We start from the raw sequence: 13,867 nt of genomic DNA on the forward strand, positions 1-13,867 counted from the left end.
GATCCCTAACGCAGTTTCAGCGCGCGGTCAGCCATCGCCTTGGCTCCGCCCGACGCGGAAACAAAATCCTCTATCGCATCGCGCCCGCCCTGCCCCGCCTCGCTCGACACGATCAGCGACAGCGCGCGCGGATCGCCGCCGAGCAGTCGCGCCTTCAGCCCCGCGAGTTTGGCGCCCCGCGGATCGCCCATGATTGCCCCGTTCACAAGATACCAGGTCGCCGCATCGCGCAGCACCGGGCCGGGGTGGAGCAACCGTTCGGTCCGCGCGCCCTCGACCGCGGGCAAGGACGCGCTCCACGCCCATTTGCTGTCCGGATCAACCGCCCCCTGTCCGAAGGCAACCACCTCGCGGCCCTCGGCCTGGCGTTCATAGCCGCCAATCGCGACCGTCACCCGGCGTCCGTTCGCATCGACGAAATGCCGCAACAGCCGCTGGTCGGCGCCGTCGAAGCGCGGTGCCCACGCCATGCCCTCGGCGCGCGTTTCGTTCCAGCCGCGCGGTGCCTCGACCGCCATCGTCGCGGGCAGCGGCGCGCTGCGTCCGCCCGCAAGCCATGCCCAGCTGGCAAACATCAGCGGGATCGCCAGCGCCGCGGGCAACACTGCCTTCGCCGCGCCGGCAAAGCGCGGCGCGCCATCAAGCCCGGTGACGTCGACCGCCACATCGTTCGCGGGCCGGTCGAACCAGCGCCGTGCGACCAGCATCACGATCAGGATGACGAGCCCGAAGAAGATCCAGCCGTAGATGATATGATCGATCCCGCCCGCCGCCTCGATCCCCCAGATTTCGGCGGCGACCATCGTGCCATAAGCGCGCAGCGCGTTGGCGAGGATCGTCGTCGCGAGCGCCGCAGCGACAAACACGATGCGCCGCGTCCAGCTTTCGAAACACAAATGCGCCGCGAACACCGCATAGGCGAGCATCGCGATCAGGAAATTGACCCCCGAACATTCCTCCGCAACCTCGAAGAAGCCGGCGGGCGTGGTGATGAAAACCCCCTCCATCTCGGCGGCAATGCCCGACAGGTGGAGCAGGATAACGCTGATATGCGCGGTAAAGGTCTGGAGCAGCGGCACCAGTTCCTCGCCGAACGGCACCAGGAGAAGCGCATAGCAGAGCGGAAAGAGCAGCCCGCGCACCAGCTTTTCACCGAGTGTCGCGCCGACCGCGCCCTGCAGCATCAGGATCAACCCGAGCTGGCGAAACAGCCCAACCCCCGCCGCCTCGCCGACCAGCCACACCAGTCCCGCTCCCGCCATCCAGATGAGCGCGGGCCACCAGAACGCGGGAGTCAGCGGGCGCAGCAGATCGATCCGCTGCGACACCAGCCAGCCAATCATCGGCACGATCAGCAGGCAGTGGGTGAAGGTCGAGCTGTTCCACCAGATGCCCGCCATATCGGCAGCATCGCGCCAGAAGAGCGCGAGAATTATCGCCGACAGCAGCGCAAGCGCGGCGAGATGGCGCTGCCACAGCGTCATGCGGACAGCCCCAGCAGCGCGCCGAGCGGCGCCAGCCGCGCGTCCCAGCCGTAGCGCGCGATCATCTGCGCGCGTCCCGCTTGTCCCATCCGGGCCGCCGCCTCGCGGTCGGCAAACAGCGAACTCACTGCGGCGGCCATACCCGCGCCGTCGTCGGCGACCAGCAGATGCTCGCCGGGGGTCGCGTCAATTCCCGTCGCCGCGGCGGCACTCGCCACCACCGGCCGCGCCATCGCCATCGCCTCGAGCAATTTATTTTGCACCCCGCGCGCCAGCAGCAGCGGCGCGACCACCACAGCAGCGGCGGCAAGCCACGGCTGCACGTTGGGCACCTCGCCGGTCACCAGCACCCCGTGCAGCTTGGCCAGCGCGCGCACCTCGTCGGTCGGCGCGCGCCCGACGATCGCGAACCGCGCGTCCGGGTGCTGCCGACGGATCAGCGGCAGGATGTCGGCGGCGAACCAGCGCACCGCATCGATATTGGGACGGTAGTCCATCTGCCCGGTGAACACCGCCAGCGGCCCTTCGTCGCCAGCGACCGCGTCGAATGTCAGCGCGGGGTCGAACCGGTCGGTGTCGATGCCATTCTCGACGGCATGCACCGTGTCGCCACCCAGGCCACTGCGCGTGCGAAACAATGCCGCCTCGGCCTCGCTGACGAACAGGCTCGCGTCGACGCGCCGCGCCACCGTAGCTTCATAGGCGCCGAGCACGCGTGCCTCGCGGCGGTGGACCCAGTTCAGCGGCTGGCGCTTGTCCTGTTCGGCGTAGGTCGCGAACTTGGCCGAATCAACGTCGACGAAATCCATCAAAACCGGCCCGTCAAAACCTGCGGGCAGATATTGCGCCATCTGGCCGGAGAAGCCGACGATATGGGTGATGCTGCCTTGGTGGACGAGCGCATCGACATGGCGCGCGAGCGCCGAATTCCGGAACAGCCGGTTCGACACCGGCTCGCCGCGCAGCACCGCCGATGCCAGCGCGAACGGGCGCGAGATCTTGCGCACTTCGATCGCCAGGCTCTTGCAATGCGGTGTCATTTTTTCGCGTGCCTGCGCAGCGTCGGATTCATTGTCGGCGAGCGCCGCAACATGCACCGGCGCCAGCTTCGCCAGCGCTTCGAACATATGCCAGCTGCGAATACGGTCGCCGCGGTCGGGCGGCCAAGGCGCGCGGTGCACAAGAAACAGGATTTCGGGCATTACCCCAATCCGCGCGCGATCAGCGGCCCGATCCGGTTCGCCGCCCACAACGGCAATTTCTTCCACAGATCGACCTGCAGCCGGTATTTGGCGCTGTTCGGGTTGGTATCGCGCGGCGCCTCACCCGGCGCCAGCCAGCGCGCATAGACGAGCGGCTGCGGCTCGAAGCCCCAGTTCTTCTTGTAACTATAGGGTCCGGTGCCGACCTTCGACCGGCCAAAGTCGAAGCGCGTACAGCCCTTCTCGCGCGCATGGCGCATCAGCGCGAAATACATCAGTTCATTGGCGCGCAACCGCCGTGCGTCGGCGATCCCGCCGCCCCAATAGGGCATCACGGTGCCGCGCCAATACAGGCTGAGCACGCTTGCGACCGGACTCCCGTCCTGCCGCACGGTCAATATGTCGGCATCGTCGCCGAACGCATCGAGCACCGCATCGAACAGCCCCTTGGGGAATACCGGCGTGCCGAGGTTGCGGACGCTGGTCGAATAGATGCGGTAATGATCGCGCCGCTCGCCTGCATCGCACCCGGTCGTGACGGTCAAGCTGCTCTCCAGAACCTTGCGCACTTCGGCGCGCTGCTTGCGCGGGATCGCGAGCAATTCGGTATCGTCGTCGCTGGCGAGGTCGCGTGCAAAACCGGCATAGACGCCTTCTTCGCGCTGCCAGCCTTCGCCATCCGGCTGCGAACCGCCGCGCAGTTCGACCGACGGGACGCCGAGCGATCTTGCCATCGCCGCAGCACCCTCGGCCAGTGTCGCCGCGACCGTCGGATCATCGGCCAAAATGCCGCCATCGACCGCAAACCCGCTGCCGACCAGCGCCTGCCCGAACAGCGGCGAGCGAACATGGTGCAGCGGCAACAGGCCGGTCAGCGCCCCCTCGGCATCGCGCGCAGTGACCAGATGGCAAAGATGCCCGGTCGCCGCCGTGATCGCTTCGCACCAGGCGCGGCTGTGAAAGGGGGTCGCTTGCGGGTGCGCGGCGACATAGGCATCCCACGCCGCCGCGTCGGACAGCGGCGCGCCGGAAAAGCCCTGCTTCACCGGAAAGCTCGGCGCATTCACGCCGCCGCGCGCCACGGCGCGGCGCGCTGCTGCTGGGCCGGGAGCAGGGCATCGGCGCGCGTCCATTCGAAATCGGCGAGCAGCTTCTTCAGTTTGCCAGCCATGGCCGACAAGCCGCTGTAATGCCGGATTTTCGATTTGATCGGCGCATCGGCAACCCGCGGCTGGCCGGGGTCGATTTCCCACGGATGGAAATAGAGTATCGCCGGATGCCCCTCTTCATTCATCCGCGCGATCGCCCAGCGGGTGAAGCCGTAGGGCAGCAGCCGCATGAAACCCCCGCCGCCCGCCGCGAGCGTCCGCCCGGCGAAGCGCGCGGTCGTCACCGGCCATTCGACGAGGTCGCTATCAGGCAGCGGCCGCCACGCATGGCGCGGGCTTTGCGGCCAGCCATAATGGTCATGAACCACCGGCGCGACGCTCGACGAATAGTCATAGCCCTGCTCGGCGAGCACCAAATGCGCCCAGGGTGTGCGTGTATCGACCGAGAAGCTCGGTGCGCGATAGCCGCGCACTTCGACCCCGCCGAGGTCTTCGAGAATGCCCTGCGTCTTCTTGAGGTCGGCAGCAAATTCGTCCGCGCTCATGTTGAACACGCGCTTATGGTCATAGCCATGGCTCGCGAGCTCATGCCCTGCGGCAACAATCCGCTTGATCAGCGCGGGATAGCGTTCGGCGACCCAGCCCAGCGTGAAGAACGTCCCCTTGGCCCGCGCATCGGCGAAAATCTGCAAGACCGCATCGCAATTCGCCTCGACCCGGCACTCGAGCGTCGGCCAGTCGGCGCGGTCGATCGTGCGCTCAAAGGCGCCGACCTGGAACCAGTCCTCGACATCGACCGACAGGCCGTTCTGCATCTTCTCTCACCTTCGTCGACCGGATAGCCGATTTCGCGACCGCTGTCAGGCCGCCCAGGTCCGCGACGTCGCCGGGTTGGGCGCGTTCTCGGGATCGCGCTCGACCCATTCGATCAGCAGGTCGAGCACGCGGCGCAGCGCGGCGTCCTGTTCGACCAGCCGCGTTTCGAGCGAAGCGATCTGTGCTTCGAGCGCCGCCAGCTGTTCGGGATCGATCGCGGACGCCGTCGGGGCGCCACCATCCGCCGCGGCCATGCGCGCCAGAACTTCGTCGGCGCTCGGGTCGGGCGGAGTCAGTATGACCGCTTGCTCAGGCTCGGCAAAGGGCGGACGCCCATCGGCGGCGCGCTGTGGCCATTCGAGCGCCGTTTCGTTCGCCGCGGTCGGCGCGGCAAAGGGTGCGGGAGTCGGCGCCACCGCAGCTGCGGCCGCCGCCACGACCTCATCCACCGGCAGCGGCGCGAGCGTCGACGCATCGATGCCGCGGTCGGCCTCGATCTCGGCGACCACCGAACGCACATTCTGCGCCGTGATCCGCGTCATCTGCTCGACGGCGCCGTACAGCAGCAAGCGGCTGACCAGCACGTTCAATTTGCGCGGCACGCCCTCGCTATAATCAAAGATTTCCTCGAACGCGTCGGGGCTGAAGCTGGGATTGCCCGTCCAGCCGACCTTGCCGAGGCGGTGGAGGATATAAGGCTCGACCTCCTCGGGCTCCATCGGGTCGAGGTGGTGCGTCGCGATCACCCGCTGGCGCAGCTGCTCAAGCGTCGGCGAATGGAACAGGGTCTGGCGAAATTCGGGCTGGCCGAGCAGGAAAATCTGCAGCAGCGAATGGCCACCGAGCACAAAATTCGACAGCATCCGCAATTCTTCGAGCGCCGAGATCGCGAGGTTCTGCCCCTCGTCGACGATCAGCAAGGTGCGCTTGCCGGCGCGCGCCTGTTCGCGCAGATATTGCTCCATCGACCGCAGCAGTTCGGCCTTGCTCTCGCCTTCCCATTCGATCCCGAACTGTTCGGCGACCAGGCGGAGCAGGTCGTCACCTTCGACCTGCGTCGACACCAGCTTGACGGCGGTCAGCCGGTTCGGATCGATCGTGTTCATCAGATGGCCGACCAAGGTCGTCTTGCCCGCGCCGACATCGCCGGTGATGACGATAAAGCCCTCACCCTGCGCGAGGCCGTAGCCGAGGTAGGACATCGCCTTGCGGTGGGTGCCGCTTTCGAAATAGAAATGCGGGTCTGGCGTCAGCTGGAACGGACGGCCGGTGAAACCATAGAATTGATCGTACATCGCGAATTCCCGTTGCCCAATGGGTCCAGCCCATCAGAAGTTGTAACGCAGTCCCACCAAAGCTGAACCAATAAGCTGGCTGTTGAAGCCGTCCTGATCGAAGGCGTTCAGGCTCGCCGCCGCGGTGCCGGTCAGGCTGCGCCAGAACCGCCGCGAATAGGCTGCCGACAGCCTCGCCGACTGTACGTCGCTGACCCCCGGCGCGCCATTGTCGAAATAATTGAGGTAGCCCGACAGGCTGATGTCCGAGTCGGCGTCGAGTCGGCGCCCAGCCGACAGGAACAGATAATAATTCTCGTCCTTGATCCCGTTCAGGCTGGCGATCGGCGACAGCAAGGGGGCGAGCAGCTTGCGCTGGTCATAGCCGATACCGACCCCGTAATTCCACCCGCCAAAGCGCGAGCCGATTGTCGCCTGCACCCCGCGGCTGCGATATTGCGCCGCCGTCGCGTTGCCCAGCTGGTTGCTGAGGCATCCGCCGCCCGCCTGTCCGAACACGCACGGGTTGATATTGCCGCCGATCGGGTTGCGCGTCGGATCGAACTGGGTCGGCAGCGCCGCCAGCCCCCCCGACAGTCCGCGACCAAGGCTCGACAGCCCGTCATAAACGCCGACCTGGATCGTCGTTGCATGGTCGGCGCGATAGGAAAAGCTGCCGGTATAGATGGTATCGCCGTAGCGGCGCCCGACGCGCGCGGTCGCCGACGTACGGCGGCTTGGCTGCCACATCACACCCGCGTCCCAGATCAGGCCGTCGGTATCGAACGACAGCTGGCGCGGGGTCGATTTGTCGGTCACGAAACGTCCGTTGGCGTCGCGCACCGGCACGCCGCCCGCATCGACCACCGGATTGCGCTGGCCGATTTCGATATCCTCGTAACCGACACCGCCGAGCAGCGCGACGGTCGGCCCAATCGGCATGGTCACGTCGGCCCGGGCATATTTGCCCTCGAAACGCTGGTCCAGCTGGCTGGCATCCTCGCGTTCATAACCGCCCGAAACCTGCCAGCCGAACGGTAGATCGCCGGGGCGCGCGCCGACGCTGGCCCAGACGACATGGTTGGTCGAGCTGTCGAAAATATCCTGCGGCTGCGATCCTGGCGACAGGATCGGGGGCGTATCGACATCGACCTTGGTATAGCCAAAGCGGTAACCGGCGCCGACATCAAGCCCGCCGATCCGCCGCGCCAAGGTCGGCCCGGCATACACCGAATAGAGGTTCGCGACATTGCTGGCGTCGCCGATGAACAAGCCGCTGTCAGCGCCCGCGCCGTCCGCGCGGGTGCGGGTCGCGAGCGCGCCGCCCTCCAGGTTCAGCCCGCGCGCCACCTCGATCCGACCGCGCGCCAGCCCGCTGATCGTATTGGAATCGTCGAGCCCGCCGTTCCACCCGAAACGATGTTCATACCGTACCGTCGCCGCCAGTTCGGCGCGGCTGGTCACGATCGCGGCGTCAACGCCAGCCGCCACCGTGGTATAGGTCAGGACGTCGCCGCCGTTCTTCAGGTCGGCGGTCAGCACTTGGCCGACCTCCAGATAGGGGCTGACATCAACCTGTCGCTGGCTGCGACGCGCTTCGGCGCGCTTGGCCGATCGGCCCGGCTCGGCCGACGGCGCGCTGGCCGGAGCGTCGCTGGCGCCGGATGCGGGATCACCCGAAAATTGCGCCTGCGCGCCGGTCGCGGTTCCCGCCAGCAGCAGCGCCGCCAGCGCGCCCGTGCGGCGCAATGTGGTGGTGGTGCGCATCACGCGCCTCCTTGTCCGTAATAGGTGCCGAAGCGGCGGCCACCCGGCGAAAATTTCACGCCGTTGAGGAGCAGCTGGATATGCGGACACGCGCCCATCAGGCCGATCGCGTCGCGCAGGGCGGATTCCAATGTTTCGTCGGCGCGCACGACCATGATCGTCTGTCCGACATGCCCGGCGAGCACTGCGGCGGGCGACGCCGCCAGCACCGGCGGCGAATCGATGATCAGGATGCGGCCGGGAGCGCCCTGTTCGAGCTGCGCCAGCAACGCATCGGTGCGCGCCGAAGCAAGCAGTTCGGTGTCGTGCATATGCCCGGTGCCCGCGGGCATGACCTTCAATCCCGGAATATCGGTCTGGATCAGGCAATCACCAAGCGGCAGATGCGCATCGGCCAGCGCGTCCATCAACCCCGGACCATCCTCCAGCCCCAGCGCTTCGAGCACGCTCGGCTTGGCGATGTCGGCGTCGATCAGCAGCACGTCATGGTCGGCCTCGACCGCCAGACTCAGCGCCAGATTGACCGCGGAAAAGGTCTTGCCCTCGCCCGGATTCGCCGACGCGATCAATACGCGGTGGCCGCGCGGCAGGATCGGGCGATTGCCGACGCCGCCGAAATTGCGGATCAGCTCGCGCTTCACGATGCGATATTCTTCGGAAATGCCAGTGACTGGGGTGCCGGGTACGATCATCCCGCGCGACGCCAGCCGCTCGCGGTTGATCGTCCCTTGCCGCGTCGGAACGATCGCGGGGGCGGCCTTGGCGATCTCCTTGCGCGGCGATGGCTGCGGCGTCGGGGCGGTTTCGACCGTCGGGCTGGCCGGGGCGATCGCCTCGGGCGGCAAGACTTCCGCAACCGGTTCGGCCTGGGCCTTTTTGGCCTTTTTTGGCGCTTCGGGCGGCAGGTTCGACACGTCGATCGTCGGCGCATTGGCGGCGGGATCGAGGCCGAACATATCGGCGGCGCGTTCGAGGAGCGAGGGCGGGCGCTTGACTTTGCGTTGGTCGTTCATGTCATCGTCCCCCGTCACGCTACCATGCCGCGCTGGATGAATTCGGCGACCAGCAGCAGGGCGTAGAGCCCGACCAAGGCGCCGCCGCCGCTTGCCAGCCACACCAGTTTCTTGCGCCGTTCGACATGGCGCTCGGGGGTCACCACTTCGGTGATCGAACCAATGACGGGCAATCCGCTCGCGCGCTCCAGCTTCGCCGCAGTGGCATAGCTGGCGCGCACCTGGCCGAGGCCAAAGGCAGCGCCGATCCCGCCGCCGATCCCGGCGAGCAGGACGAGGGTCAGGAACAAGGGCCGATTGGGCGCCGCGGGGCTGGTCGGCTTCGTCGGCGGGTCGAGCAGCTCGATCTTGATCGCGTCGGTTTCGGTCTGCACGTCGCCGCGCAGCCGCACCTGTTCGCGCTGTGCCAGCAGCTTGTCATATTGCGCCTTGAACGCGGTATATTCGCCGTTGATCCGGTCATATTCGGCGGCAATGCCGGGGTTCTGGATCTGCTGACTGGTGATCCGCGCGATGTCGCCGCTCAGCTGCGCCTTGCGGGCGTTGAGAGCGCTGACCGTCGCCTGCCGCTCGGCGCGCATCGCGGCGAGCGAGGCATAGGCCGGGTTCTGCGAATTGCCGCCGCCACCGCCGCCCGCACCTTCGCGGTCGGCCATGGCTTTGAGCGACGCAATCTGGCTTTTCAGCGCGATGACGTCGGGATGCGCATCGGTCAGCCCGCGCGCGCGCATCGACGACAGTTCGTTCTGCGCGCCTGCCAGCTGCTGCCGCGCAACCCCGCCGCCGACGCTGCCCATGCCGGGGACGTTGATCGTCGCGGGGGTCGAGGCCAGCTGGCCGTTGGCCGCTGCCAATTGGGCCTGCGCCGCCACCAGCTGCGAATCGATCTGGCCCAGTTCGGCGCGCGCCGCTTCGACGCGCTGCGCCGGCGATCCGGCCCCGCCGGGGATCAGCCCGATATTCTGCGCCTCGAACGCCGCGCGCCGCGCCTCGACTTCGCGCAGCGCTTTTTCGCGGTCGGCGATTTGCGCATCGAGGAATTTCAGCCCTTCGCGCGCGTTCATCCGCCCGCCGCGAAGCTGGTCATCACGAAACACGGTAATCAGGCTGTCGAGCACGCCCGAAGCCAGCTTGGCATTGTCGGCATCGGACAGGCTGCCGACCCCGACGCTCGATGTGATCTCAAAGATATTATCCTGTTGCGGGACCACCTTGATGTTTTTCTGCAGCATCGCGACTGCGCTCGCCTTTTCGCGCTCGCCCGCGCCGGCGGGCAGCAGGCCGGTCGTTGCCGCGACCTTTTCCAGGTTGCGGGCGCTGGTCAGCGTCTCGCGGATCTGGTCGATGCGCTGGCGCCCACCATAGGCACCGCCCTGCGGATCGTCGGGCAGGATTTCGTTGATGTCGACGAGCAGCCGGGCGCGCGAATCGTAACGGTTTGGGATCGACGCGATCGCCAGCCAGCCGAGGATGCAGATGCCCCATGCCACCGCCAGCACGAGCCACCGGCGCGTCCAGACGCTGTGCAGCGCCACCCGGAATTCGTCGTAGAGGCTGGTCATCGGTTGCGGTCAATCCTTGGTATGGGTCGGTTGGCGGTCCGTCGGGATCAGAACATGCTTTCGGGGATGATGATGACATCGCCGGGCTGCAACCGCACATTGGCCTTGATGTCGCCGCGCTTGATCAGGTCGTTCAGCCGCAGGCCAAATTCCTGCTGCTTGCCGCTGCCCTTGTCGAAACGGACGAGTCGTGCCTTGTTTCCAGCCGCATATTCGCCGAGGCCGCCGACTGCAATCATCGCATCGAGCACGGTCATGTTGGCGCGGAACGGGATCGACGCCGGTTTCTCGGTCGCGCCGACGACACGCACCTGCTGCGAAAAGGTGCTGTTGAACGTCGTGACGATCACGCTGACGATCGGGTCGGTGATATATTGGCTGAGCTGGAGCTTGATATCCTGCTGAAGCATCGTCGGCGTCTTGCCGACCGCGGGCATGTCGGTGATCAGCGGCGTCGTGATGCGCCCGTCGGGCCGCACCTGCACCTTGCCGCCGAGTTCCGGATTGCGCCACACAAAGATCTGAAGCTCGTCGAGCGGGCCGATGATATATTCCTCGCCCGGACCTTCCTGATTCTGGACAAAGGTCGCGCTCGGCAGCTGCGGCGCGCCGCCACCCGTGCTGGCGCAGCCCGCGAGCGCCGTCGACGCGATACCGCAAACAAGCGCGGCGCGGGCGACGCGAAGCGAAGGGAACGAAGCCATAATCAATCAACCTTTCGTGCCGCGGGCAGCCGCCACGGCGCAAATCCCCGCGGCAACCGTCAATGCGTCAGCATCCACCCTTGCGCGAAAAGGGTGAACATAGAGTTAGTATTGAGATAGGTTTGACTAGCACATCGGCAAAACTGTCCCGTTAAGGAACAGGTTTTGACGGGTCAGACGAGCATTTCGCGCGCTGGCCCTTGCCCCAGAAAGGTTGCGGGACTGGCGCTCGCTCCATAGGCGCCCGCCTGAAAGATCGCGATCAGGTCGCCGACTTCGGCGCGCGGCAACGCGACCTGATCGCCCAGCCGGTCGAGCGGGGTGCAGAGGCACCCGACCACCGACACCGTTTCGGCGGGCGCATCGCGGAACCGCTTGGCGACCGCGATCGGATAGTTGCGCCGGATCACCGTTCCGAAATTGCCGCTCGCCGCGAGCTGGTGGTGGAGCCCGCCGTCGGTGACGAGGAACGTCTCGCCATGGCTGGTCTTGCGATCGACGACGCGGGTCAGATAGACGCCCGCCTCGGCGACCAGCCAGCGCCCAAGTTCCATTGCAAAGCGGCTTTTCGCGAGCACATCGGCGCGCGCGGCAAGCGTGTCGCCCAGCGCCGCGCCGACTGCCGCGGTATCGACCGCGGTGTCGCCGGGGAAATAAGGCACCCCCATCCCGCCACCCAGATTGACCAGCGGCGGCGTGGCCCCGATCTCGTCCGCCAGCCTGGCCGCCAGCGCGACCGTCTGCGCCTGTGTGTCGGCAATTGCCGCGGCATCAAGTGCCTGCGATCCCGCGAAAATATGGAAGCCCTGCCAGTCGGCGCCCGCCGCGATCAGACGTCGAACCAGCGCCGGAACCTCGGCGGCATCGACCCCGAACGGCTTGGCGCCGCCACCCATCTTCATCCCCGATCCTTTGAGGTCAAAGTCGGGATTGACCCGCACCGCAAGGCTCGGCGTCAGGCCAAGGCGGCTGGCGATCGACAGCGCGCGATCCGCCTCGCCCGCCGATTCCAGGTTGAGCGTCGTCCCCGCGACGATCGCTGCCTCCAGCTCGCGGTCGCGCTTGCCGGGTCCGGCAAAGCTGATGTCGCCCGCGGGCATCCCGGCGTCGATCGCGGCCTTCAGTTCGCCGCCCGACGCAACATCGAACCCGTCGACCAGCCGCGCCATGAAGGCGAGCAGCGGCGCATAGGGGTTCGCCTTCATCGCAAAATGCAGCTGCACGTCGGCGGGCATTGCGGCGCGCCATTCGGCGACCCGCGCGGTCAACATTGCGCTGTCGTAAACGAACAGCGGCGTGTCGCCCGCCATGTCGGCGAGCATATCGGCGCGGTCGCCGCCGATCAGCAGCATGCCGTCCTCGTCGGCGGCAAATCCGGGCGGGATCGGACCGTGCGGCTTCATGCCGCCACCGCCTGCGCCCAATCGGCGGCAATCGCCACGCGGTCGAGCTTGCCGTTGGGGTTGCGGGGCAACGTATCGCGCCATTCGATCGTCTGCGGCTGCATGAAATTGGGCAGATTCTGGCGCAGATGCGCGCTCAGCCCTGCTTCGTCAGCCACTCCGGATTTGCCGCGCACGATCAGGATAATCGCGGCCCCCAGCCGCGCATCGGGCACCCCGAAAGCGACCGCTTCGTAGATCAGCCCCGACGCGACCGCGACATCCTCGACCTCGGTCGGGCTGACGCGGTTGCCCGCGGTCTTGATCATCGCATCGTCGCGGCCGACGAAATAGAGAAGGCCGTTGGCGTCGCGGCGCACCGTGTCGCCCGACCACACCGCCGTTCCGCCATATTCGGACGCGCGCGGCGCCGCTTTGAAGCGCTCGGCGGTCCGTTCCGCATCGCGCCAATAGCCCTTTGCGACCAGCGGCCCGCAATGCACCAGCTCGCCCGGTTCCTCGTCGGCAGTGATCGTCCCGTCGGGGCGGCACACCAGTATTTCGGCATGCGGGATCGCACGGCCCATCGAGGTCGGATGATCGGCGACGAGCTTAGGTTCGAGATAGGTCGAGCGAAACGCCTCGGTCAGCCCGTACATCGGGTAGATGTCGGCATTGGGAAAGGTCGCCCGCATCGCGTCGATCAGCGAGGGTGTGAGCGCACCGCCGCTGTTGGTCAGCCGTTTGAGGCACGCTGCCGCCTCGCCAGGCCAGTCGCTCTCAACCAGCTGCACCCAGAGCGGCGGCACCCCCGCCAGCGTCGTCGCGCGGTGCCGCGCCACCGCCTTCAAGACGTCGCGCGGGGTGAGATAATCGAGCGGCGCCACCGCGGCGCCGGCATACCAGCTCGAAAGCAACTGGTTTTGCCCATAATCGAAGCTGAGCGGCAACACCGCGAGCACGCGGTCTTCGGGCGCGAGTTCAAGATAGGAGGCAACGCTTTCGGCGCCGAGCCACAAATTGGCATGGCTCAGCATCACGCCCTTGGGCCGCCCGGTCGATCCGCTGGTATAGAGGATCGCCGCCAGATCGTCGGGATCAGCTGACGACGGCACCAGCCCGTCCCCGCTCGAATCGATTACTTCCTCGGCGATCTTCAGATCCTGCACCATGCAACCCGCGGGCAAACCTTCGCCGAGCATCTCTGCCCGCGCGCCGTTGGTGAGCAGCAGCTTTGCCCCGCTGTCGGCCAGGATATGCGCGACCTGCGGACCTTTAAGCAGCGGGTTGACGGGTACATGGATCAGCCCCGCGCGCGCCGCCGCGAGCGGCATCAGGCAAGCGAGACGCGTCTTCGCGCTCCAGCTCGCCACCCGCTCGCCCGGCCCGCCCGCCTGCTCGCGCAGCCACGCCGCCAGTCGCCCGACCCCTGCGTCAAATTCAGCAAAGGTTAGCCCGGCGTCACCGATCAGCAAGGCAGCCGCATCGGGCGCGCCGCAGCGGACGAGATGGTCGATCGGCCTGGAAGTTGGGTTTTCGGCTTTGGTCATCGGC

11 protein-coding genes are annotated in these 13,867 nt (G+C 66.9%); all 11 read right to left on the minus strand.

Annotated features, from left to right (window positions below; all coding sequences use genetic code 11):
* Nucleotides 1-5: 5 nt before the first annotated feature.
* The 11 genes from xrtA to SPYCW_RS11235 all read right to left on the minus strand — a co-directional run bounded on the left by xrtA (nucleotide 6) and on the right by SPYCW_RS11235 (nucleotide 13,863).
* Complete coding sequence (xrtA, locus tag SPYCW_RS11185) at nucleotides 6-1,484, minus strand: exosortase A (protein WP_120216852.1); 1,479 nt, start codon at nucleotides 1,482-1,484, stop codon at nucleotides 6-8.
* On the minus strand, nucleotides 1,481-2,686 hold the full coding sequence (locus SPYCW_RS11190) for a TIGR03087 family PEP-CTERM/XrtA system glycosyltransferase (protein WP_120216854.1): 1,206 nt from the start codon (nucleotides 2,684-2,686) through the stop codon (nucleotides 1,481-1,483). Before SPYCW_RS11190 ends, xrtA begins: the two co-directional genes overlap by 4 nt.
* Nucleotides 2,686-3,768 carry a FemAB family XrtA/PEP-CTERM system-associated protein gene (locus SPYCW_RS11195; protein ID WP_232014679.1) on the minus strand — a complete coding sequence of 361 codons (1,083 nt, stop codon included), beginning with the start codon at nucleotides 3,766-3,768 and terminating at the stop codon, nucleotides 2,686-2,688. The genes SPYCW_RS11190 and SPYCW_RS11195 overlap by 1 nt, the downstream gene beginning before the upstream one ends.
* Nucleotides 3,750-4,610 (minus strand): XrtA system polysaccharide deacetylase, encoded by an 861-nt coding sequence (locus SPYCW_RS11200; RefSeq protein WP_120216857.1) that lies wholly within the window; start codon nucleotides 4,608-4,610, stop codon nucleotides 3,750-3,752. The genes SPYCW_RS11195 and SPYCW_RS11200 overlap by 19 nt, the downstream gene beginning before the upstream one ends.
* 45 nt (nucleotides 4,611-4,655) lie before the next feature.
* Complete coding sequence (locus SPYCW_RS11205) at nucleotides 4,656-5,906, minus strand: XrtA/PEP-CTERM system-associated ATPase (protein WP_120216859.1); 1,251 nt, start codon at nucleotides 5,904-5,906, stop codon at nucleotides 4,656-4,658.
* Between the two features lie 33 nt (nucleotides 5,907-5,939).
* A complete protein-coding gene (locus tag SPYCW_RS11210) occupies nucleotides 5,940-7,652 on the minus strand; it encodes a hypothetical protein (protein ID WP_120216860.1) in 1,713 nt (570 codons plus the stop codon).
* Complete coding sequence (locus SPYCW_RS11215) at nucleotides 7,652-8,665, minus strand: P-loop NTPase (RefSeq protein WP_120218262.1); 1,014 nt, start codon at nucleotides 8,663-8,665, stop codon at nucleotides 7,652-7,654. The genes SPYCW_RS11210 and SPYCW_RS11215 overlap by 1 nt, the downstream gene beginning before the upstream one ends.
* 14 nt (nucleotides 8,666-8,679) lie before the next feature.
* Entirely contained in the window at nucleotides 8,680-10,227 is a 1,548-nt protein-coding gene (locus SPYCW_RS11220) for an XrtA system polysaccharide chain length determinant (protein ID WP_120216861.1), read from the minus strand.
* 47 nt (nucleotides 10,228-10,274) lie between these two features.
* Nucleotides 10,275-10,931 (minus strand): XrtA/PEP-CTERM system exopolysaccharide export protein, encoded by a 657-nt coding sequence (locus SPYCW_RS11225; protein ID WP_120216862.1) that lies wholly within the window; start codon nucleotides 10,929-10,931, stop codon nucleotides 10,275-10,277.
* 173 nt (nucleotides 10,932-11,104) lie between these two features.
* Complete coding sequence (locus SPYCW_RS11230) at nucleotides 11,105-12,334, minus strand: pyridoxal-dependent decarboxylase, exosortase A system-associated (RefSeq protein ID WP_120216863.1); 1,230 nt, start codon at nucleotides 12,332-12,334, stop codon at nucleotides 11,105-11,107.
* Nucleotides 12,331-13,863, minus strand: coding sequence for an acyl-CoA ligase (AMP-forming), exosortase A system-associated (locus tag SPYCW_RS11235; RefSeq protein ID WP_120216864.1), 1,533 nt, complete (start codon nucleotides 13,861-13,863; stop codon nucleotides 12,331-12,333). Before SPYCW_RS11235 ends, SPYCW_RS11230 begins: the two co-directional genes overlap by 4 nt.
* Between the last annotated feature and the right edge of the window lie 4 nt (nucleotides 13,864-13,867).

This window comes from Sphingopyxis sp. EG6 (assembly GCF_003609815.1).
Classification (GTDB): domain Bacteria; phylum Pseudomonadota; class Alphaproteobacteria; order Sphingomonadales; family Sphingomonadaceae; genus Sphingopyxis.

Excerpts from the sequence above, each read along its gene's own strand:
- SPYCW_RS11215 (WP_120218262.1), bottom strand. The coding sequence starts at position 8,665 with ATGAACGACCAACGCAAAGTCAAGCGCCCGCCCTCGCTCCTCGAACGC.
- SPYCW_RS11225 (WP_120216862.1), bottom strand. The coding sequence starts at position 10,931 with ATGGCTTCGTTCCCTTCGCTTCGCGTCGCCCGCGCCGCGCTTGTTTGC.
- SPYCW_RS11190 (WP_120216854.1), bottom strand. The coding sequence starts at position 2,686 with ATGCCCGAAATCCTGTTTCTTGTGCACCGCGCGCCTTGGCCGCCCGAC.
- xrtA (WP_120216852.1), bottom strand. The coding sequence starts at position 1,484 with ATGACGCTGTGGCAGCGCCATCTCGCCGCGCTTGCGCTGCTGTCGGCG.
- SPYCW_RS11210 (WP_120216860.1), bottom strand. The coding sequence starts at position 7,652 with ATGCGCACCACCACCACATTGCGCCGCACGGGCGCGCTGGCGGCGCTG.
- SPYCW_RS11200 (WP_120216857.1), bottom strand. The coding sequence starts at position 4,610 with ATGCAGAACGGCCTGTCGGTCGATGTCGAGGACTGGTTCCAGGTCGGC.
- SPYCW_RS11205 (WP_120216859.1), bottom strand. The coding sequence starts at position 5,906 with ATGTACGATCAATTCTATGGTTTCACCGGCCGTCCGTTCCAGCTGACG.
- SPYCW_RS11230 (WP_120216863.1), bottom strand. The coding sequence starts at position 12,334 with ATGAAGCCGCACGGTCCGATCCCGCCCGGATTTGCCGCCGACGAGGAC.
- SPYCW_RS11220 (WP_120216861.1), bottom strand. The coding sequence starts at position 10,227 with ATGACCAGCCTCTACGACGAATTCCGGGTGGCGCTGCACAGCGTCTGG.
- SPYCW_RS11235 (WP_120216864.1), bottom strand. The coding sequence starts at position 13,863 with ATGACCAAAGCCGAAAACCCAACTTCCAGGCCGATCGACCATCTCGTC.